The sequence below is a fragment of the Streptomyces sp. NRRL F-5126 genome (genome assembly GCF_000721265.1).
Lineage (GTDB): Bacteria > Actinomycetota > Actinomycetes > Streptomycetales > Streptomycetaceae > Streptomyces.
The window spans coordinates 146,064-165,404 of record NZ_JOFZ01000015.1 but is presented as its reverse complement, the minus strand read 5'-3'; the positions used below and the strand labels follow the sequence as shown (position 1 = coordinate 165,404).

15 protein-coding genes are annotated in these 19,341 nt (G+C 73.4%); 7 read left to right on the top strand and 8 right to left on the bottom strand.

Annotation, left to right across the window (positions count from 1 at the left end; translation table 11 throughout):
• The first annotated feature begins 30 nt into the window (after nucleotides 1–30).
• The 5 genes from IH48_RS0130215 to IH48_RS0130190 all read left to right on the top strand — a co-directional run bounded on the left by IH48_RS0130215 (nucleotide 31) and on the right by IH48_RS0130190 (nucleotide 8,305).
• The gene (locus tag IH48_RS0130215) at nucleotides 31–1,308 is read left to right on the top strand and encodes a hypothetical protein (RefSeq protein WP_030911722.1); all 1,278 of its coding nucleotides are present in this window, start codon (nucleotides 31–33) and stop codon (nucleotides 1,306–1,308) included.
• Nucleotides 1,305–3,863, top strand: a complete 2,559-nt coding sequence (locus IH48_RS0130210; RefSeq protein ID WP_030911719.1) for a serine/threonine-protein kinase — start codon at nucleotides 1,305–1,307, stop codon at nucleotides 3,861–3,863. The genes IH48_RS0130215 and IH48_RS0130210 overlap by 4 nt, the downstream gene beginning before the upstream one ends.
• Nucleotides 3,864–4,136: 273 nt before the next feature.
• A complete protein-coding gene (locus tag IH48_RS35400) occupies nucleotides 4,137–5,702 on the top strand; it encodes a PP2C family protein-serine/threonine phosphatase (RefSeq protein WP_420705556.1) in 1,566 nt (521 codons plus the stop codon).
• Nucleotides 5,703–5,726: 24 nt separating this feature from the next.
• A complete protein-coding gene (locus IH48_RS0130195; protein ID WP_030911712.1) occupies nucleotides 5,727–7,073 on the top strand; it encodes a VWA domain-containing protein in 1,347 nt (448 codons plus the stop codon).
• A gap of 80 nt (nucleotides 7,074–7,153) precedes the next feature.
• Nucleotides 7,154–8,305 carry an FHA domain-containing protein gene (locus IH48_RS0130190; RefSeq protein WP_030911710.1) on the top strand — a complete coding sequence of 384 codons (1,152 nt, stop codon included), beginning with the start codon at nucleotides 7,154–7,156 and terminating at the stop codon, nucleotides 8,303–8,305.
• Between the two features lie 31 nt (nucleotides 8,306–8,336).
• Here IH48_RS0130190 and IH48_RS0130185 read toward each other — a convergent pair whose 3' ends face one another.
• Entirely contained in the window at nucleotides 8,337–9,269 is a 933-nt protein-coding gene (locus IH48_RS0130185; RefSeq protein WP_051840900.1) for a methyltransferase domain-containing protein, read from the bottom strand.
• A 154-nt stretch (nucleotides 9,270–9,423) separates the two neighbouring features.
• Between IH48_RS0130185 and IH48_RS0130180 the strand changes: the two genes are divergently transcribed.
• Nucleotides 9,424–9,828, top strand: coding sequence for a globin (locus IH48_RS0130180; RefSeq protein WP_030911704.1), 405 nt, complete (start codon nucleotides 9,424–9,426; stop codon nucleotides 9,826–9,828).
• Nucleotides 9,829–10,070: 242 nt separating this feature from the next.
• Here IH48_RS0130180 and IH48_RS0130175 read toward each other — a convergent pair whose 3' ends face one another.
• From IH48_RS0130175 to IH48_RS0130145, 7 genes are all read right to left on the bottom strand, one after another.
• Nucleotides 10,071–11,102, bottom strand: a complete 1,032-nt coding sequence (locus tag IH48_RS0130175; RefSeq protein ID WP_107059410.1) for an N-acetylglucosamine kinase — start codon at nucleotides 11,100–11,102, stop codon at nucleotides 10,071–10,073.
• Nucleotides 11,099–12,364 carry a 6-phospho-beta-glucosidase gene (locus IH48_RS0130170; protein WP_030911698.1) on the bottom strand — a complete coding sequence of 422 codons (1,266 nt, stop codon included), beginning with the start codon at nucleotides 12,362–12,364 and terminating at the stop codon, nucleotides 11,099–11,101. The genes IH48_RS0130175 and IH48_RS0130170 overlap by 4 nt, the downstream gene beginning before the upstream one ends.
• Before the next feature lie 6 nt (nucleotides 12,365–12,370).
• Nucleotides 12,371–13,273 carry a carbohydrate ABC transporter permease gene (locus tag IH48_RS0130165; RefSeq protein ID WP_030911695.1) on the bottom strand — a complete coding sequence of 301 codons (903 nt, stop codon included), beginning with the start codon at nucleotides 13,271–13,273 and terminating at the stop codon, nucleotides 12,371–12,373.
• Nucleotides 13,274–13,276: 3 nt separating this feature from the next.
• Nucleotides 13,277–14,209: a carbohydrate ABC transporter permease gene (locus IH48_RS0130160; RefSeq protein ID WP_030911692.1), complete on the bottom strand. Its 933-nt coding sequence runs from the start codon at nucleotides 14,207–14,209 to the stop codon at nucleotides 13,277–13,279.
• Nucleotides 14,210–14,285: 76 nt separating this feature from the next.
• Nucleotides 14,286–15,629: an ABC transporter substrate-binding protein gene (locus IH48_RS0130155; protein ID WP_030911690.1), complete on the bottom strand. Its 1,344-nt coding sequence runs from the start codon at nucleotides 15,627–15,629 to the stop codon at nucleotides 14,286–14,288.
• A 110-nt stretch (nucleotides 15,630–15,739) separates the two neighbouring features.
• Entirely contained in the window at nucleotides 15,740–16,876 is a 1,137-nt protein-coding gene (locus tag IH48_RS0130150) for an ROK family transcriptional regulator (RefSeq protein WP_078850139.1), read from the bottom strand.
• Between the two features lie 191 nt (nucleotides 16,877–17,067).
• A complete protein-coding gene (locus IH48_RS0130145; RefSeq protein ID WP_030911686.1) occupies nucleotides 17,068–18,144 on the bottom strand; it encodes a mechanosensitive ion channel family protein in 1,077 nt (358 codons plus the stop codon).
• Between the two features lie 239 nt (nucleotides 18,145–18,383).
• On the opposite strand from IH48_RS0130145, the gene IH48_RS0130140 reads away from it, so the two are divergent.
• Nucleotides 18,384–18,920, top strand: a complete 537-nt coding sequence (locus IH48_RS0130140; protein ID WP_030911684.1) for an HNH endonuclease — start codon at nucleotides 18,384–18,386, stop codon at nucleotides 18,918–18,920.
• Nucleotides 18,921–19,341: the final 421 nt, after the last annotated feature.

Below are 19,341 nucleotides of genomic sequence, written 5' to 3'. Positions count from 1 at the left end.
CGGGTGCCGGCAACAGCGGAGAGGTGATCGATGGGCGCCACGGGCTCCTTCCCCGACCCTGCGGGGACACCGCCAGGACCGGTGTTCGACCGGGACGAGGCGGACCGCGCCCTCGCGCGCATGCGGGCCGAGCACGAGGCGATCGAGACGTCACTGCTCTCGCTCCAGGACCACGCGGGGCGCAGGCTGCTCGAAGGCGCCGAGCTCACCGGCGTCACCAAGAGCCGCTGGGCCGCTACGGAAGCGTCGATCACCGAGCTGTGGACGTACTACGACGCGTACACCAAGGAGCTCGACGCCGCACTCGAAGTGCGCGCAAGGCGCCGCTCGCCCTCGCGGGACGAACTGGTGTCGCTGACGGACCGGCTGCGCGGCGCCTCCGTCGCGGTCGGTGCCGTCGGTGACAGGCCCGCCGAGCGGTTCACCCTCGCACAGCTCGTGGACCGGATGAACGACCTGTACGCGACGTCGCTCGACACGATCGTGGCGGCCGACGCCGTCTGGTCCGCGCTCCCCGCCAGGATCGACCTGCTCGCCGCCGAACTGCGCCGCACCCGCTCGCTCGCGAACTCGGCCGGGGTGCGGCCCGGCCAGCACCCGGCGGGCGACGACCTCGACGACATCACGGACGAGCTGGCCACGCTGCGCGCCGAGGTCGTCTCCGACCCGCTCGCCTACTGGCGCCCGGCGCGCGGCAGTTCGGCACCGGGCGGCGGCGCGCCCGACACCGGTCGCTACGACAGGGCGGCCCGCGCCCTGGAGGACGTACGGCGGGAGATCGAGGCGGTCCTTGAGGTGCGCAAGGACGCGGAGGACCGCCTGCTGCGGCTGCGCGACGTCATCTCGCGTGCCGACCGCACGCTCGACGAGGCGCGCGCGGCACGCGGCGAGGTACTCGCGAAGATCGCCGCCACGGAGGTGCCGGCCGTCAGCGGTCCTTCCGCCGTCCTGCACGAGCGGCTGGCCACGGCCGCCGGGTACCGCAGGAACGCGCAGTGGCACCGGCTGTCCCCGCTGCTCGACTCGCTGGAAAGGGAAGCCGAGGACGAACTGCTCAAGGCGCGCGAGTCGTTGACGGCCGTGACGGCGCCGCTCGCGGTCCGCGCCGAGCTGCGCGGCAGGCTCGACGCGTACCGGGCGAAAGTGTCACGTCTCGGCCTCGCGGGGGACCCGTTCCTCACCGAGCGCTACGACGCGGCGCGCCGGATGCTGTGGAGCGCGCCGTGCGACCTGCGGGTCGCGGAGCAGGCCGTGCTGCGCTACCAGCGGTTGGCCGCCGAGCTGCTCGACCGTGGGAGCGGCGCATGACGGGCCCCGCACGCATGGCGCCGTGCCAGCGCCCCGACTGCGAGGGCGCGTACGAGGACGTCGGCGACGGAGAGCTGTACTGCGACATGTGCGGACTCGCGCCCGTCGTCGGTCCCGACGGCGCCATCTCCTCGCCGCCGACGGGGCTGGCCGCCGGCCGGAAGGGACGTTCGTCGACGGCCTCGTCGACGTCGCCCTCTTCCCCACCGTCGCACTCGGCGCCGTCGCGCTCGCCCGCGTCGCGGCGCTCCGTCTCAGGGCGGCTGACGCGGGAACGCGGCGTGGCCACCTCCGCCGCGTCGGTGTCCGTGCGCAGCTCCGGGTCCTCGGAGTCGTCGTCGGGGCGCGGCAGGCTCGGCGCGGGGCTCGTCTCCGTCCCGGACGTGCCGAAGCCCGACCCGCGCGAGGCGGTGATGGTCCACGCGGAGGTGCCCGAGCGCAAGCGGTTCTGCTCGCGCTCCGACTGCGGCGCGCCGGTGGGCCGTTCGCGCGGCGGCCGGCCGGGCCGCACCGAGGGGTACTGCACCAAGTGCGGCCACCCCTACTCCTTCGTGCCGAAGCTCGGCGAGGGCGACGTGGTGCACGACCAGTACGAGATCGCGGGGTGCCTCGCCCACGGCGGCCTCGGCTGGGTCTACCTGGCCGTCGACCTCGCGGTGGACGGCCGCTGGGTCGTCCTCAAGGGCCTGCTCGACACGGGCGACGCGGACGCGATGGCGGCGGCCATGGCGGAGCGCCGCTTCCTCGCCGAGATCGAGCACGCGAACATCGTCCGCATCTACAACTTCGTCGAGCACCTCGACCGGCGCACCGGCTCCATGGACGGCTACATCGTCATGGAGTACGTCGGCGGCAAGTCGCTGAAGCAGATCGCCAACGACCGCCGCGAGGCGGACACCGGCAGGCGCGACCCGCTGCCCGTCGAGCAGGCGTGCGCCTACGGCATCGAGGCGCTCGAGGCGCTCGGCCACCTGCACAGCCGGCACCTGCTGTACTGCGACTTCAAGGTCGACAACGCCATCCAGAGCGAGGACCGCTTCAAGCTGATCGACATGGGCGCCGTCCGCCGGATGGACGACGACGTGTCACCCACCTACGGCACGGTGGGCTACCAGGCGCCCGAGGTCGCCGAACTCGGCCCGTCCGTCGCGTCCGACCTCTACACGGTGGCACGCGCGCTCGCGGTGCTGACGTTCGATTTCCAGGGCTACACCACCGTGTTCGCGGACTCGCTGCCCGACCCCGCCCATATCGAGGTCTTCCGCAGGTACGAGTCCTTCTACCGCCTCCTGGTGCGCGCGACGGACCCCGACCCCGCGCGCAGGTTCGCCTCGGCCGACGAGATGGCGGAGCAGCTGACGGGCGTGCTGCGCGAGGTGGTCGCGCTGGGCTCGGGACGGCCGAGGCCCGCGCTGTCGACGGTGTTCGGGCCCGAGGTGCGCGTCACGGACGGCCGCCTCTTCGCCGACCTCGACGACGACGTCTCGCTGCTCGGCGCCCGGGGCAAGGGCGCGTCCGCGCCGCGCGTGCCCGTGCCGCGCAGCCCCGAGGCGTACGGCGCCGCGCCGGGGCCTTCCGGCGGGATGTCCGCGCTGCGGCTCCTGCCCGTCGACGTGCCGGCCGCGGCCCTCGCCCTGCCTGTTCCGCGCATCGACGCGCACGACCCCCATGCGGGCTTCCTCGCGGGGCTGCTCGCCTCCTCCGCGTACGACGAGCTGATCGCCGCCCTCAGGGCGGCCGAGAGCCACGAGCCGGGCGCGACCACGGAGCTGCGGCTGCGCGAGGTGCGCGCCCACCTGGACCACGGCGTTCACGCGGCGGCCACCACCGCCCTGGAGGACCTGCGGGCCCGCCACCCGGACGTGTGGCGTGTCGTCTGGTACCGCGGCCTCGTGGGGCTCGTCACCGGCGACCATCCCTCGGCCGCCATGGCGTTCGACGCGGTCTACGACGCGTTCCCCGGGGAGCCCGCGCCGAAGCTGGCGCTCGGCCTGTGCGCCGAGGTGCTGGGGCAGTTCGACAACGCTGAGGAGTACTACCACCTCGTGTGGGTGACGGACCCGAGCTATGTGAGCGCGGCCTTCGGCCTCGCGCGCGTCCGGCTCGCGGCGGGCGACAGGACCGGCGCCGTCGCGGCCCTCGAGTCGGTGCCCGAGGCGTCCATCCACTACACGGCCGCGCGCGTCGCCGCCGTACGGGCGCGGCTTCGGCGACGCGCCGCCTCCGAGCCGCTGCTGCCCGACCTGGCGGCCGCCGCCGTGCAGGTGGAGGCGTTGCGCAGGCTCGGCCTCGACGCGGTGCGCGGGCAGCGGTTGTCGACCGAAGTACTCGGGACGGCCCTCGACTGGGTAATCTCCGGGGGCCGGGGCGGTCGGGCAACAGCTCCTCAGGAAGCAGCCGCCACGACCCTGCTCGGCAGCCGTCTCGACGAGCGGAGCCTGCGCTTCGCACTGGAGCGCTCGTACCGGGCACTCGCCCGGCTCGCCCAGCGCGGCGAGGAGAGGATCGAACTGGTGGAGCGGGCCAACCGCTTCCGCCCCCGGACGTGGGTGTGATTGATGGCGCACGAGCACCAGCGGGACAGCGGCCCCTCGCCCTGCCCCAACCCGGAGTGCGGCGAGCCGGTCGAGCGCGGTGACCTGTTCTGCGGCGCCTGCGGCTACGACCTGACGGCCGCCCCGCCGCGCGGCGCCGGCACGGACGTGCCGACGGTCGCGCTGAGCGTGCCGGGGACCGAAGGCGCGACGAGGACGGTCCGGCCGGACACGGCGCGTGCGGCCGTACGGGAGCCCGGCGAGCTGCCGGGCGGGGACGCGCCGGGTGACCGCATCCCCGCGCAGGAGGGCGACTTCACGCTGGAGCCGCCGCAGGCCGGGCCGTACGCGGGCGCGCCCGGGGGCGCGGCCCCCGCCGGCCACGGCGGCCGGCCGGCCGGGCCCGAGCACGCGGCGCAGCACCCGGCAGAGCCGGCCCCGTCCGACCCCCGGCAGCCCACCCCCACCGAAGCGCCGCCCGCGCAGGCACCGCCCGCCGGGGCGTCGCCCGCGCCTGCCGCATCCGGCCCCGCGCCCGTCGGGGCGCAACCCGCGCCTGCCGGATCCGGGCCCGCGTCTGCCGGGGCGCAAGCCGCGCCTGCGGGATCTGGACCCGCGTCCGCCGGGGCGTCATCCGCGCAGGCAGGGCCTGCCGGACCGCCGCCGGCACCCGGGTCTGCCGGGGCGCAACCCGCGCCTGCCGGATCTGGACCCGCGTCCGCCGGGGCATCACCCGTGTCTGCGGGGCCCGGACCCGCGCCCGCCGAGGCGCAACCCGCGCAGGCAGGGCCTGCCGGACCGCCGCCCTCGGCACCCGCGTCCGCCGGGGCGTCACCCGTGTCTGCGGGGCCCGGACCCGCGCCCGCCGGGGCGCAACCCGCGCCTGCCGCACCCGGACCCGCGTCCGCCGGGGTGCAACCCGTGCCGGGTGCCGTCTGCGTGGCGTGTCGGGCCGGCCGGGTCGACACCGACGGCTACTGCGAGCGCTGCGGCCACGCCCAGCCGCGCGAACGCGACCACATGGAGCAGGAGTCGGGCACGGCCGCCGCCGTCAGCGACCGGGGCCTGCGCCACCACCGCAACGAGGACGCCTTCGCCCTGTCGACGGCGACGGTCGCGGACGGCGCACCCGCGACCGTCGCCGTGGTGTGCGACGGGGTGTCGTCGGCGGCGCGGCCCGACGAGGCGTCGGCCGCCGCGTCGGCCGCCGCGAACCAGTCGCTCCTCGCGGCGCTGCCGCGCGGCACGCACCCCCAGCAGGCCATGCACGACGCGATCGTCACGGCCGCCCACGCCGTCAACGCGCTGGCGGCCGAAGGACACGGCGCGCAGGAGCACGATTCCCAGCGTCGGCGCAACGCGCCCGCCTGCACGTTCGTCGGGGCCGTCGCCACCGGCGGACTCCTCGTCATCGGCTGGGTCGGCGACAGCCGCGCCTACTGGGTGCCCGACGACCGTGCCACGCCCGGCGCGCGGCTGACGGAGGACGACTCGTGGGCCGCGCAGATGGTCGCCGCGGGGCTGATGAACGAGGCGCAGGCGTACGCGGACGAGCGTGCCCACGCGATCACCGGCTGGCTCGGCGCGGACTCGTACGAACTGGAGCCGCACACCGCCTCGTTCGAGCCCGAGCAGCCCGGTGTCGTCATCGTCTGCACCGACGGCCTGTGGAACTACGCGGAGAGCGTGCGGGAGATGGCACGCGCGGTGCCCGCCGACGCGGCGGGAAGACCGCTGCACGCGGCGCAGGTCCTGGTCGGGCACGCGCTGGACGGCGGGGGCCACGACAACGTAACAGTGGCGGTCGTCCCGTTCGCCCCGCCGTCGGCGGGGGCAGGATCCGCGTACACCGCGCCCTGACCCTCCGTGTCGAGGAGCCGACCCATGGCGAACTTCTCCAAGTCGAACGTGCCGCACTTCTGCGTCGACGTGTACCAGAACGAGTACCTGGCCGAGGGCGCCCGCGAGGTCAACGCGATCGTGACGGTGACGTCGACGGGCGGCGGCACGGGTGTCTCGGGCGGATCGGGCGGATCGGGCGGCGCCGGGCCGGGGGCTGCCGTGGTCGTCATGGTGGACTGCTCGGGCTCCATGGACCAGCCGCCGGCGAAGATGCGCGGCGCGCGCGAGGCGACGGCCGCCGCCGTCGACACCCTGCGCGACGGGGTCTCGTTCGCCGTGGTCGCCGGGACGCACGTGGCCCGGGAGGTGTACCCGGGCGGCGGCGCGCTCGCCGTGGCGGACGAGCGGACACGCTCGGAGGCCAAGCGGGCGCTGCGGGCGCTGAGCGCGGGCGGCGGAACCGCCGTGTCCACCTGGCTGCGGCTGGCAGGCAGGCTGCTCGCCACGGCCACCGAGCCGATCAGGCACGCCGTCCTGCTGACCGACGGGCGCAACGAGCACGAGTCGCCCGAGGACCTGCGTGCCGCGCTCGGCGCGTGCGCGGGCCACTTCACCTGCGACGCGCGCGGCGTGGGCACGGACTGGGCGGTCGGGGAGGTCACCGCCGTCGCCTCCGCGCTCCTCGGCACGGCGGACATCGTGGCGGAGCCCGAGAACCTCGCCGCGGACTTCACCGCCATGATGGACACCGCGATGGGCAAGGAGATCGCCGGAGTGTCGCTGCGGGTGTGGACGCCGACGGGCGCCGCCATCCGCTTCGTCAAACAGGTGGCACCGGCCGTCGAGGACCTGACCGGGCGGCGTACGGACGCCGGCCCGCGCGCCGGCGACTACCCGACCGGGTCGTGGGGTGACGAATCTCGCGATTACCACATCTGTGTAGAGGTGCCCGCGACGGCGGTCGGCCGGGAGATGCTGGCCGCCCGGGTCCTGCCCGTGCTGCCCGCGGCGGACGGCGGCACGGCGGAAGTGCTTGCGCAGGGCCTGGTCAGGGCCGTGTGGACGGACGACACGGCGGCGTCGGCCGCGATCGATCCGCAGGTCGCGCACTACACGGGGCAGGCCGAGCTGGCCCGCGCCATCCAGCAGGGGATGGATGCGCGTAAAGCGGGTGAAATGGACATCGCCACGGCCAAGTTGGGGCGGGCGGTGCAGCTGGCGGAGTCGTCGGGGAACGCGGATACTGCGAAACTCCTTTCGAAGGTGGTGGACGTGGTCGACGCGGTGGCAGGTACTGTGCGACTCAAGGCGAAGGTCGCGGAAGCGGACGAGATGACCCTCGAGACCCGCTCCACCAAGACCGTCCGCGTCAAGAAGCAGCACCACTGAGCAGCACCACCGAGTAGCACCACTGAGCAGCACCGAGCACGACGGCCGTGAGGCCGGACGAGGAGAGGGGGAACGAAGCCATGCCGACCTGCCCCAACGGACACCAGTCGGGCTCCGACGACTGGTGCGAGGTCTGCGGCCACCGCATGGGCGGTCCCGCCGTGCCACCTCCCCCCGCGCAGCCCGGCCCCGGCTACGGCTACCACCCGCAGGGCCAGGAACCGGCGCGGCAGCCCGAGCTCTGCCCGCAGTGCCGCACTCCGCGGGAGGCCAACGCGCCCTACTGCGAGGAGTGCCGGTGGAACTTCCTGACGAACACCGCCACCTCGTACACGCCGCTGGCGCCGCCGCAGCGCACCCCGCAGGGCCCGGGCCCGCGCGGCGCGGTGAACCTGCCGCCCGGCTTCCAGAACCAGCCGCCCGCACCGCCGCAGGTGCCGGGCCCCGCCGAGCCGTACGAGCCCACGGGCACGCGCCCCTCGCAGATCAACCGGCCCGCCGAGCCGCTGATGTCCGAGCAGGCGCCCGGGCCTTCGGGCGCGGTTGACGACGGGTGGGGCGCGCCGCCGCCCCCGCCGCCGTTCGAGCGCGTCTCGCCGCCCCCGCCGCCCTTCGAGCGGGTGTCGCCGCCCCCGTCGCCCACCGCCGACGGCTGGGCGCAGGGGACGCCTGCCGCGCCGCCGTTCGAGCAGGCGTCCGCGCCGGCCCACCAGGGCCCCGGCCCCGCCGCCGACTGGGGGTCCCCCCGGCCGGAGGTCGGGGGAGACTGGACGCTCCCGCCGCCGTCCGAAGCCGAGCACCAGCAGCAGCCGCGGTTCCCCGGCACCGCACGGTGGAGCGTCGTGATCGGCCCCGACCCCATCTATTTCCAGGCGATGATGCAGCGCAGCGGGCCGGAGGCCGCGGGGCTCAACCTGCCCGCGTACTCCCCGGAGCAGCAGATGCCGCTCACCGGCAACCAGGTCTCCATCGGCCGCCACAGGCACTCCACGGGCGAGGCGCCCGACATCGACCTGTCGCTGCCGCCCGAGGACCCCGGGGTGTCGCACCAGCACGCGATCCTCGTGCAGCAGCCGGACGGCGGCTGGGCGGTGGTCGACCAGAACTCGACCAACGGCACGACGGTCAACGGCGGCGAGGAGCCGATCCAGCCCTTCGTGCCGGTCCCCCTGGACGACGGCGACCGGGTGCACGTGGGCGCCTGGACGACGCTCAGGGTCGTACGGGACTGAGCGGGACTGAGCCCGCGAGCCCGCCCCGGCGTCAGGCGCACGGCAGCGGCCAGGTGTGCGGGCCGCCCGGGTCGTCGAGCCAGGCCCACTGGGCGTCCGGCATGACCGTCACGCCGTAGCGCTCCCTGCCCGGGCGGTGCTCCCGGCGCCACAGCGCGTACGCCTGCTCGGGTTCGAGCGCGCCGGCGCTCAGCACCAGCAGGAACTGGAACAGGTCGTTGCGCAGCGCGTGCCTGGGCACCCCGCCGATCCCGTCCTCCGGGTCGCCGCCGGCCGCCACCGCCCCGCGCAGCGCGACGAAGTACGCCGCGGTGTGCAGGAACCGCCCCTGCGCGACGCGGCCGTGCACGCCGTCCGCCACGCGCAGGGACAGCAGCCCGGTCGCGAGCGGCGTCAGGATACGGGCGCCGCTCGCGCACTGGTCGACCCAGGCGTGCGGCACCGAGGACAGCGCGCACGTGGCGATGATCCGGTCGAACGGCGCCCGTTCCCGGCAGCCGCGCGCGCCGTCACCGGTGACGACGGTGGGCCGGTGGCCGGACGCCGCGAGGTGGGCGCGGGCCGACTCGGTGATCTCCGGGTCGAGGTCGACGGTCGTCACCAGGCCGTCGCCGAGGCGGTGGGCGAGCAGCGCCGCGTTGTAGCCGGTGCCCGCGCCAATCTCGAGGACGCGGTCGCCGTCGCGCACGTCCAGTTCGTCGAGCATCCCCGCCATCAGCGACGGCTGGCTGCTGGACGAGACGAGCCGCCCGTCCCGCATCCGGGTGGCGAGCGCGGTGTCGGCGTACGCGCCGCGCAGCCAGCGCCCGCGCGCCTCGGGGTCGGTATCGCCCGACCACAGCAGCCGCCCGCCGCCGCCGTCCGCGTAGTAGTAGGGCACGAAGAGATGGCGCGGCACCTCCGCGAACGCCGCGCGCCAGGCGGGATCGGCGGGCACGCCGATCGCGGCCATGCCCCGCACCATCTCGGCCCGCGCCTCGGCGGCACGTGCGTCCTCGTCCTCTGCGGCCACACCCCCACTGTCCCGCCCGAGCGGTCCCGGGGCGAACCTGGCTGGAGAGCGGGGGAGAGGTCCTAGGCCCAGGGGCCTGGGCCCAGGCGTCTGAGACCATGGACGGGTGACAGAGATCCCGCGCGGCACGCTGAGCGAGCAGACGTTCTACGAGCAGGTCGGCGGCGAGGAGACGTTCCGCCGCCTGGTGCACCGCTTCTACGAGGGCGTCGCCGAGGACCCGCTGCTGCGGCCGATGTACCCGGAGGAGGACCTCGGCCCGGCCGAGGAGCGCTTCCGGCTGTTCCTGATGCAGTACTGGGGCGGCCCGCACACCTACAGCGAGCAGCGGGGGCACCCGAGGCTGCGGATGCGCCACGCGCCGTTCGCGGTCGACAGCGCGGCGCGGGACGCGTGGCTGGCGTGCATGCGGGTGGCCGTGGACGATCTCGGCCTGGCGCCCGAGCACGCGCAGCAGCTCTGGAACTACTTCACGTTCGCCGCCGAGTCGATGATCAACACCCCCGGCTGAGCGCGGGTGGCCGCGCCTCCCGGCTCGCGCGGCCCAGCCGACAGGGCCGGGCCCCGACCGGGAGACGGCCGGGGGCGCCCGCACTGCCGCACGGCGCATCAGCGGGCCGTCCGGCGGTGCCAGGAGGTGGGATGCGGGTCCATGTACGCGACCTGGCACCGCCTGAGTCGGCCTGCGCTCGCCTGTACCGGCCCGTGCGCGGGCCCGCCCTGGCCGACGCCCCCGCGCGGGCGGAAGTGACCTTACGAGCCCGCAGCGTCCGGGCGCGGGCGGCCGGCGGCGTCCGCGTACTGCGCCGCGAGGCGCACGTGCGCCTCGGGCGGTGCGCCCAGGTGGTCGAGGCCGAGCAGCCCGGAGCCCAGCACGGGCGGGGCCGTCACGACGTCCGCGACGGCCTTCGGGGCCCGCACGGCAAGACGCTCGGTGATCATGGCGTCGAGCTGCGGATGGCGTGCCGCGAGCACGCCGCCGCCGAGCAGCACCGGGGCGGGCTCGTCCAGCAGGCCGAGCTTGCCGAGTGCCACCGCGGCCATCACGACGACCTCCTCGGCGAGCCGCTCCACGACCGAGGTGGCGACCGCGTCTCCGGCCGCCGCGACCTCGAAGAGCACGGGCGTCAGCTCGTGGCGGCGCCGCGGCTCCACCCGGCCGAGGTGCAGCGCCTCGATCAGCTCGTACATGGTGCTCAGGCCGAAGTGGGCGGGCAGCGCCCGTACCAGCTCCGTGCGGCCGCCCCTGCCGTCCTCGGCGCGTGCCGCGTGCCACAGCGCCTCCGTCGCGAGGTGGCTGCCGCCGCCCCAGTCGCCGGAGATCTGGCCGATGGCGGGGAACCGCGCGGTGCGGCCGTCGGGCAGCATGCCCACGCAGTTGATGCCCGCACCGCACACGACGGCCACCCCGCGCGGCGCGTCGCCGCTCGGCAGGCCCGCACGCAGTATCGCGAACGTGTCGTTGCGCACGTCGGTGGTGGTGCCCCAGCCCCGTTCCTGCACCGCCTGTGCCAACTGCCGCTCCTCGACGGGCAGGTCGGCGTTGGCGAGGCACGCCGACACGTGCGAGGCCACGCCCGACGCGGGCAGCCCCGCGTCCGCGGCGGCGGCGGCCACCGCCACCGCGAGGGTGTCGATGGCCGCCTGGACGCCGACGATCGGCGGCTGGAAGCCGCCTCCGCGTGCCGCGCCGAGCACCGAGCCGTCGGCGCCGATCACGGCCACGTCGGTCTTGCTGTTCCCCGCGTCGACCGCGAGCACGGCCGACGGGGGAGTGTCGCTCATGCCCACGCCAGGTACTCCCGGTTGTGGGCGATCAGCTCGTCGGTCAGCTTCTCGGCGTACTCGAACTGGCCGACCAGCGGGTTCGCGAGCAGCGCGTCGTACACGCGGTCGCGGCCGCCGCGCAGCGCCGCGTCGAGCGCCAGGTTCTCGTACGCGGTGGCGTGCGCGATCAGCCCCGCGTACAGCGGCTCGACCGGCGCGACGGCGAGCGGCTCGGCGCCCGCGGTGGTGACCTTCGCCTGCACCTCGATCACCGCGTCGTCCGGCAGGAACGGCAGCGTCCCCCTGTTGAACGTGTTGACGACCTGCACGGGGCTCCCCTGCCCCCGCAGCAGTGAGGCGGCGAGGTCCACGGCCGCCTCCGAGTAGTACGCGCCCCCTCGCTTGGCGAGCAGCGCGGGCTTCTCGTCCAGCTCGGGGTCGCCGTACATCTCCAGCAGCTGCTTCTCCATCGCCGCCACCTCGGAGGCACGGGACGGCTTCGTCCGCAGCTCCCGCACCACCTCGTCGTGCGCGTAGTAGTACCGCAGGTAGTACGAGGGGACGACGCCGAGCCGTTCGACGACGGCGCGCGGCATGTGCAGGTCCTCGGCGATCGCCGCGCCGTGCTCGGCGAGCAGCTTCGGCAGCACGTCCTCGCCCTCGGGGCCGCCGACGCGCACCCCGCGCTCCCACGTGAGGTGGTTGAGGCCGACGTGGTCCAGGTGGACGTCGGACGGCGAGACGCCCAGGCGCTCGGCGAACTTGCGCTGGAAGCCGATGGCGACGTTGCACAGCCCGACGGCCTTGTGCCCGGCAGTGAGCAGCGCCCGCGTCACGATGCCCACCGGGTTGGTGAAGTCGATGATCCAGGCGTCCGGGTTGGCGCGCCGCACCCGCTCGGCGATGTCCAGCACCACGGGCACGGTGCGCAGCGCCTTCGCGAGCCCGCCGGCGCCCGTCGTCTCCTGGCCGACGCAGCCGCACTCCAGCGGCCACGTCTCGTCCTGGTTCCTCGCGGCCTGGCCGCCGACGCGCAGCTGGAGCAGCACCGCGTCGGCTCCGTCCACGCCCGCGTCCAGGTCGGCTGTGGTGACGATGCGTCCGGGGTGGCCCTGCTTGGCGAAGATGCGCCGGGCGAGGCCGCCCACCAGATCGAGGCGTTCGGCCGACGGGTCGACGAGCACCAGCTCCTCGATCGGCAGGGTGTCCCTCAGCCGCGCGAATCCGTCGATGAGTTCAGGTGTGTAGGTGGATCCTCCGCCTACCACTGCGAGCTTCATGGTTCCTTAGCCCTTTACTCCGGTGAGGGTGACGCCTTCCACGAAGGCCTTCTGTGCGAAGAAGAACACCAGGATGACGGGTGCCATGACGAGCAGGGTCGCCGCCATCGTGATGTTCCAGTTGACGCTGTGCGCGCTCTTGAAGGATTCCAGCCCGTAGCTCAGTGTCCAGGCGGCGGGGTTCTGCGAGGCGTAGATCTGCGGTCCGAAGTAGTCGTTCCAGCAGTAGAAGAACTGGAACAGCGCGACGGCCGCGATGCCCGGCTTCGCCATCGGCACGACCACCCGCAGCAGCGTGCGCAGCTCGCCGCAGCCGTCGACCTTCGCCGACTCGATGTACTCGTTCGGGATGGTCAGCAGGAACTGCCGCAGCAGGAAGATCGAGTACGCGTCGCCGAACGCCATGGGGATGATCAGCGGCCACAGCGAGCCGGACAGGTGGAACTGCTGCGCCCACACCAGGTACATGGGGATCACGATGACCTGCGGCGGCAGCATCATCGTGGAGATGACGAGGATCATCGCCGTACGGCGGCCCTTGAAGCGGAACTTGGCGAGCGCGTAGGCGACGGGCGTCGACGAGACGACCGTGAACACCGTGCCGAGCACCGCGTACATCAGGGAGTTCTTCCACCAGGTGAGGAACCCGGGGGTGTGGAAGACGGTCGAGTAGTTCGACCAGTGCCACGACCTCGGCCACAGGTCGCTGGTGAGGGCCTGCTGGTCGCTCATCACCGAGGTGAGGAAGACGAACACGAACGGCAGGACGAAGAACAGCGCGGCGGCGATCGCCAGCGCGTGCACCGCGACCCAGTGGAGGAACCTCCTCCTGCGGTGCGCTCCCGCGTCGCGCCCGCCGGAGGCCGGCGCCCGGACGGAGCGTGGCGGATTCAGGGTGGAAGTGGCCATCTGTCAGTCCTCCGCCGGGATCAGGCCCGCGCCCTTGCGCATCAGCAGCAGGGTCACGGCCATCGCGATGACGAACAGCACGAGCGAGAGCACGCACGCCGCACCGGTGTTGAAGTTCTGGAAGCCCAGCTGGTAGACGAGCTGGGGCACGGTCAGGGTCGAGTGGTCGGGATAGCCGGGCTGCACCACGGAACCCGGGCCGATCGAGACGCCGGAGGCGATCTTCCCCGCCACGAGCGCCTGCGTGTAGTACTGCATGGTCTGCACGACCCCGGTCACCACCGCGAACAGCACGATCGGGGTGATCGACGGCCAGGTGACGAAGCGGAACTTGGTCCAGGCTCCCGCGCCGTCCAGGTCGGCCGCCTCGTACTGCTCCTTCGGCACGTCGAGCAGCGAAGCCATGAAGATCACCATCAGGTCGCCGATGCCCCACAGGCTCAGCAGCACCAGCGAGGGTTTCGCCCAGTGCGGGTCGTTGAACCAGGTCGGGCCGTGGATGCCGACCCAGCCGAGCACCTGGTCGACGGGGCCGGTCGACGGGTTCAGCAGGAAGACGAACGCGACGGTCGCGGCCACCGGCGGCGCCAGGTAGGGCAGGTAGAACGCCGTGCGGAAGAATCCGACACCGGTCTTGATCTTCGTGACGAGCAGGCCGATGCCGAGGCCGAACACGACACGCAGCGCCACCATCACGACGACGAGCCAGATCGTGTTCCACAGCGCGGGGCCGAACAGCGGCATCTGCTCCAGCACGTACTTCCAGTTCTTCAGCCCCACGAACGTCGGGGACTTGATCTGGTTGTAGTGCATGAAGGAGAAGTAGACGGTCGCGATCAGCGGGTATCCGAAGAACACGGAGAACCCGATGAGCCAGGGGGAGAGGAACCCGAGTACCTTCCACCGGTGCCTGACCCGCTTGCGCTTGAGCGACATGTCAGGACGGGTGTCCTGGCCGGTACGCGCGGACGCGCCGGCCGAGGACGAGATCGACAGTGCCATGCCCTGCTCCTCAGCTCTCCGACTGGAGGTTGTCGGCGTCTATCTGCTTGTCGAGCTTCTTGAGGCCCGCGTGGAGGTTCTTCTCGCCGCCCTCCTCCTCGGAGTAGGCGAAGTCCTGGAAGGACGTGATGTACATGCCGCCGTTCTCGGACGGCGGGATCGCCGAGCTGTACTTGTTCTGGGCGATCTTGATGAAGGCGCGGAAGTTCGGGTCGGGCGTCAGCTTCGGTGACGCGAGCGCCGCCTTCGTCGACGGCACGTTGTGGATGTCGTTGGCGAAGTCCACGACCTGATCGGTGTTGGTGGTCAGGTACTTGACGAGCTCCCAGGCCGCGTTCTGGTGCTTGCTGCTGTGCGCGATGCCGGTGACCGTGCCGGTCAGGTAGCCACGCCCGTACGTGTCGGCCTGGTCGTCGGGGACGGGCAGCGGGGCCACGCCCCAGTGGAACTTCGCCCCGGCGTCCTTGAGCATGAGGCCGCGCCACTCGCCGTCCATGTGCATCGCGAGCTTGCCCTGCAAGAACGCGTTGCCGTCCGAGTACTCGTCGCCGAAGCCCGACCGCAGCTTCTCCAGCTTGCCGTGGCCGCCCTCGGCCGACGAGATGGCGTTCATCTCCTTGAAGAACGCGGTGACCTTGGGGTCGTCGGCGAGCCGCGCCTTGCCGTTCTCGTCGAAGTACTTCGGGCCCCACTGCGCCAGCATGCGGTCGGGACTGTTCTGGTACAGGCGGAAGTTCGGCATGAAGCCCGCGCGGGTGATCGAGCCGTCCTTGCCGTGTCGCGTCAGCTTGACGGCGTCGGCCTTGAACTCGGACATCGTCCTGGGCGGCGAGGCGATCCCGGCGGCCTTGAAGTCGTCCTTGTTGTAGTAGAGCCCGTACGCGTCGGCGAGCAGCGGCAGGGCGCACTGGTCGCCCTTGTACTGCGTGTAGTCGAGCAGCGTCTTCGGGAAGACGGTGTGCTTGTCGATCCCGTCCTTCTTCATGAAGGGGTCCAGGTCCACCCACATGCCGGACGAGCAGTACTGGCCGACGTTGTTCGTCGTGAACGACGTCACCACGTCGGGGGTGTCGCCGCCGCCCGCGCGCAAGGCCTGGTTGATGGTCGCGTCGGTGACGTTGCCGGTGGAGCGCACCTTGATGTTCGGGTGCAGCTTCTCGAAGCGGGCGATGCTCGCGTTGATCGCCTTGACCTCGTTGGGATCCGACCAGCCGTGCCAGAACTTCAGCGTGACCGGCTTCGTCGGGTCGTCGTTGGCGCTGCCGGTGCTCGGATTCGCGCATCCGGCGAGCAGCAGTGCCGTGGCGGCGCCCAGGGCCACGGGCACGCAGGAGCGTATACGCCGACCTGCCATGGCGGACTTCCTTTACGAGGAGGAGGACAGGGATGGGAGGCACGTGCGTGCGGCCGTGCCGGCGCGCAGCGCAGTGCGGTGTGGTGTGGCGTGTTCTTCGGCCTGTTCGGCTACTTGGCCGTGTCGAAGCGTGTGGTGTCGAAGACCGCGTCCCGTGCCTGCGTGAGCGCCGTGCGCAGCGCCCCCGTCAGGATCGGGTCGCCGTCGATGTCGCTGATCCGCAGCAGGGGTCTCGGCAGCGCGAGGCCGGACAGTTCCGCGTGTACCCTGGCGCGCAGCGCCTCGCCGCCCGCCTGGGCCACCGACCCCGACAGCACGACGAGTTCGGGGTCCACGACCGCGACGACCGCCGCGATCCCGGTCGCGAGCCGCTCGGCGACCGCGCCGAGTACGCCCTCGTCCGCCAGCGCCTCGCCGAGCGGCGCGCCGCCCGCGAGGGCCCGTACGGCCGTCGCCGACACCTGGCTCTGGAAGCCGCCGCCCGCGTCGTCGCCCGCCCACGCGGCGGAGCCGCCCCGGGCCAGCGGCGCGCCCGGCAGCGGCATGTACCCGATCTCGCCCGCGCCGCCCGTGGCACCGCGCAGCAGGGTGCCGCCCAGCACGATCGCGGCGCCGACGCCCCGGTCGAGCCAGGTCAGCACGTAGTCGTCGTAGTCCTGCGCCGCGCCCTCGTACTGCTCGGCGATCGCCGCGAGGTTCACGTCGTTCTCGATGACGACCGGCGCGCCGAGCACCTCGGCGAGGTCCGCGAGCAGGGTGCGCGAGTGCCAGCCGGGCAGGTGCGGGGCGTAGCGCAGTTCGCCGGTGGCCCGGTCGATGGCTCCCGGCGTGCCGATGACCGCGCAGTGCAGGTCGTCGTGGCCGAGCCCGGCCTCGGCGAGCGCGCCGTCCACCGCCTCCGCGACGAGTTGCGCCGTCCTGCCGCGCACGTCCTCGTCCACCGCGTCCGCCTCGACCCGGCAGGAGCCGACGACGGCGCCGGTGATGTCGGCGACCTGGGCGCTGATGCCCGTGTGCCCGACGGCCAGGGCGGCGACGTGCGCGGCCTGCGGGTGGATCTCGTAGAGCGCCGCGTTCGGTCCCGGCCGGCCGCTGACCCTGCCGGTGGTCCGCACCAGTCCCGCGGCCTCCAGGCGGGCCAGCAGCTGGGACGCGGTGGGCTTGGAAAGACCGGTCAGCTCACCGATCCGGGTCCTGGTCAGCGGGCCGTGGGCGACGAGCAGGTCGAGCGCGGCGCGGTCGTTCATCGCCCGCAGCACCCTGGGTGTGCCAGGTGAAGGTGGTGTCGTGCTCACGCCCGGTCCCGTTTCCTCGACATCATTGTTAGGAAGGTTTCCTAACCGGCTGCGAGGAAGGTATGACCCGCGCAAGGGAGCCGTCAATACCCGAAAGCGTCCTTTTCCCGCCGGGCGGCCGAACCGTTACGCGCCCGCAGGGGCTACTTGTGCCGATCCGGCTGCGACGGCGGCGGGGACGCCTGGACGGACCGCCGGGAGGCGGGGGCGGACAGCGCGTACGGGGCGGCGCCCCCGGCCGACGTGTCGGGCGCGAAGTCCTCGGCCAACAGCGGCAGCGTGCCGCCCACGATCTGGACGCCCGCCTCGTCGAGCGCCCGCTTGACCCGCCAGCGCAGCTCGCGCTCCACGCCGGCCGACTGACCCGGCATGGTCTTGGCGGACAGCCGCAGCGTCATCGAGTCGAGCCGCACCGAGTCGAGGCCCAGCACCTCGACGGGCCCCCACAGCCGTTCGTTCCACGGGTCCTCCTCGGCCATCCCCTCCGCCGCGCGCGCGATGGCCGCCTTCACCTCGCCCAGGTCCTCCGACGGCCGCACGGTCACGTCGAGCGCCGCCGTGGCCCAGCCCTGGCTGAGGTTGCCGATCCGCTTGATCTCGCCGTTGCGCACGTACCAGATCGCGCCGTTGTCGCCGCGCAGCTTCGTGACGCGCAGGCCGACCTCGATCACCTCGCCCGACGCGACGCCCGCGTCGATCGAGTCGCCCACGCCGTACTGGTCCTCCAGGATCATGAAGACGCCGGAGAGGAAGTCCATCACGAGGTTGCGCGCCCCGAAGCCGAGCGCGACGCCGGCCACCCCCGCCGACGCGAGCAGCGGCGCGAGGTTGATCTTCAGCGCGCCGAGCACCATGAGCGCGGCCGTCCCGAGCACCAGGAACGAGGTCACGGACCGCAGCACGGAGCCGATCGCCTCCGACCGCTGCCTGCGCCGTTCCGCGTTGACCAGCAGCCCGCCGAGCGCCGTGCCCTCCACCGCCTGCACACCGCGGTTCATGTGGGCGATCAGCCGGGTCAGCGCCTTGCGTATCAGGTGCCGCAGCACCAGCGCGATCACGATGATCACGATGATGCGCAGCCCGATCGACAGCCATGTGGACCAGTTCTGCCCCACCCAGCTCGCCGCGTCGCTCGCCCGGTCCGTGGCGTCGCCGACGGTGAGGGGCGTCGGGTGCGGTGCGGGTGAGGGCGAGGCGGCCTGCAGGGCGGACCAGGACACGGCGGGGACCTCCAGGATGCGCCGGGCGGGTCCACCACACTACGGCCGGCGGAAGGGGGCGAGGCGCCGTTCGGGGGTGCGAGAGACGGGGCTCACGCGGCGCCGCGGCCGGGGCTGTGGCCGAAAACACCAGGAGCCCGTTACCCGGCCGTGGTGGCGTTTCGACCAGGCATGAGGAGAGACTGAGAGCAGATCGTCCCGGCGCGAGCCACGCGTCGCCGGCGTAATAGGAGGCATCCGTGCCGCATGTCCTGGTCCTGAACGCGTCGTACGAGCCGCTCGGCGTCGTACCGCTCCGCCGCGCGCTCGTCCTCGTCCTGGAGAACAAGGCGATCTCCCTCGAGGACTCCGGCGCCTTCCTGCACAGCGCCACACGGGTCGTGTCCGCGCCCAGCGTGATCCGGCTCAAGCGCTTCGTGCGGGTCCCCTACCGGGGGCCCGTACCGCTGACCCGCCGTGCCCTGTTCGCCAGGGACGGCGGACGCTGCATGTACTGCGGTGGCGTCGCGACCAGCGTCGACCACGTCGTTCCACGCAGCCGGGGCGGGCAGCACGCGTGGGAGAACGTGGTGGCCGCCTGCCGCCGCTGCAACCACGTCAAGGCCGACCGCCACCTGCGCGAGCTGGGCTGGCGGCTGCACCAGCAACCCGCCCCGCCGTCCGGTCTCGCGTGGCGGATCATCGGGACAGGGCACAGGGATCCGCGCTGGCTGCCCTATTTGCAGCCGTACGGCGCGGAGGACGCGATGGCCCGGATCGACGGCGTTTCAGCCTGACACCGGGTCATCGTCGTAAGCCGCGGTCCCCGCCGGCCCGGCGGGGCGGTGCGCAGCCGTAAGCCGCCACTGGACGGCCACTCGCCCACCCGACGGACCACGGCGCCCTCGCGTACCCGGCCGCGCCGGGCCTTCCCGTCCCGTCCTTCAGTCCCTGGCGGATTCCGTTCCCGGCCGGGAGCGCCGCGCGTGGCCCCGTGTCCAGGGAGAGCGGTATCCGGCCCGCGCCGGCGCGGGCATGCGCGGCAGTGCGTGACCGCACGCGTGCGCCGGCGTTGTGGTAGGCAGGACGTCCATCCGGCGGCCCACCCCTCAGGACCCGTACGCCGGCCGGCGGCGCACGCCGCCGGATGCCCCGCGTCACGTTCTCGCACCGGCAGGTCTGCGAACGTCCGCGCTGGGTAGGGCTGACTGGGTCCGG

What these genes read in the sequence shown, in the direction of transcription:
- IH48_RS0130215 (WP_030911722.1), top strand. Translation starts at nt 31, where the DNA reads ATGGGCGCCACGGGCTCCTTCCCCGACCCTGCGGGGACACCGCCAGGA.
- IH48_RS0130210 (WP_030911719.1), top strand. Translation starts at nt 1,305, where the DNA reads ATGACGGGCCCCGCACGCATGGCGCCGTGCCAGCGCCCCGACTGCGAG.
- IH48_RS0130195 (WP_030911712.1), top strand. Translation starts at nt 5,727, where the DNA reads ATGGCGAACTTCTCCAAGTCGAACGTGCCGCACTTCTGCGTCGACGTG.
- IH48_RS0130190 (WP_030911710.1), top strand. Translation starts at nt 7,154, where the DNA reads ATGCCGACCTGCCCCAACGGACACCAGTCGGGCTCCGACGACTGGTGC.
- IH48_RS0130185 (WP_051840900.1), bottom strand. Translation starts at nt 9,269, where the DNA reads ATGGTGCGGGGCATGGCCGCGATCGGCGTGCCCGCCGATCCCGCCTGG.
- IH48_RS0130175 (WP_107059410.1), bottom strand. Translation starts at nt 11,102, where the DNA reads ATGAGCGACACTCCCCCGTCGGCCGTGCTCGCGGTCGACGCGGGGAAC.
- IH48_RS0130170 (WP_030911698.1), bottom strand. Translation starts at nt 12,364, where the DNA reads ATGAAGCTCGCAGTGGTAGGCGGAGGATCCACCTACACACCTGAACTC.
- IH48_RS0130165 (WP_030911695.1), bottom strand. Translation starts at nt 13,273, where the DNA reads ATGGCCACTTCCACCCTGAATCCGCCACGCTCCGTCCGGGCGCCGGCC.
- IH48_RS0130160 (WP_030911692.1), bottom strand. Translation starts at nt 14,209, where the DNA reads ATGTCGCTCAAGCGCAAGCGGGTCAGGCACCGGTGGAAGGTACTCGGG.
- IH48_RS0130155 (WP_030911690.1), bottom strand. Translation starts at nt 15,629, where the DNA reads ATGGCAGGTCGGCGTATACGCTCCTGCGTGCCCGTGGCCCTGGGCGCC.
- IH48_RS0130150 (WP_078850139.1), bottom strand. Translation starts at nt 16,876, where the DNA reads ATGAACGACCGCGCCGCGCTCGACCTGCTCGTCGCCCACGGCCCGCTG.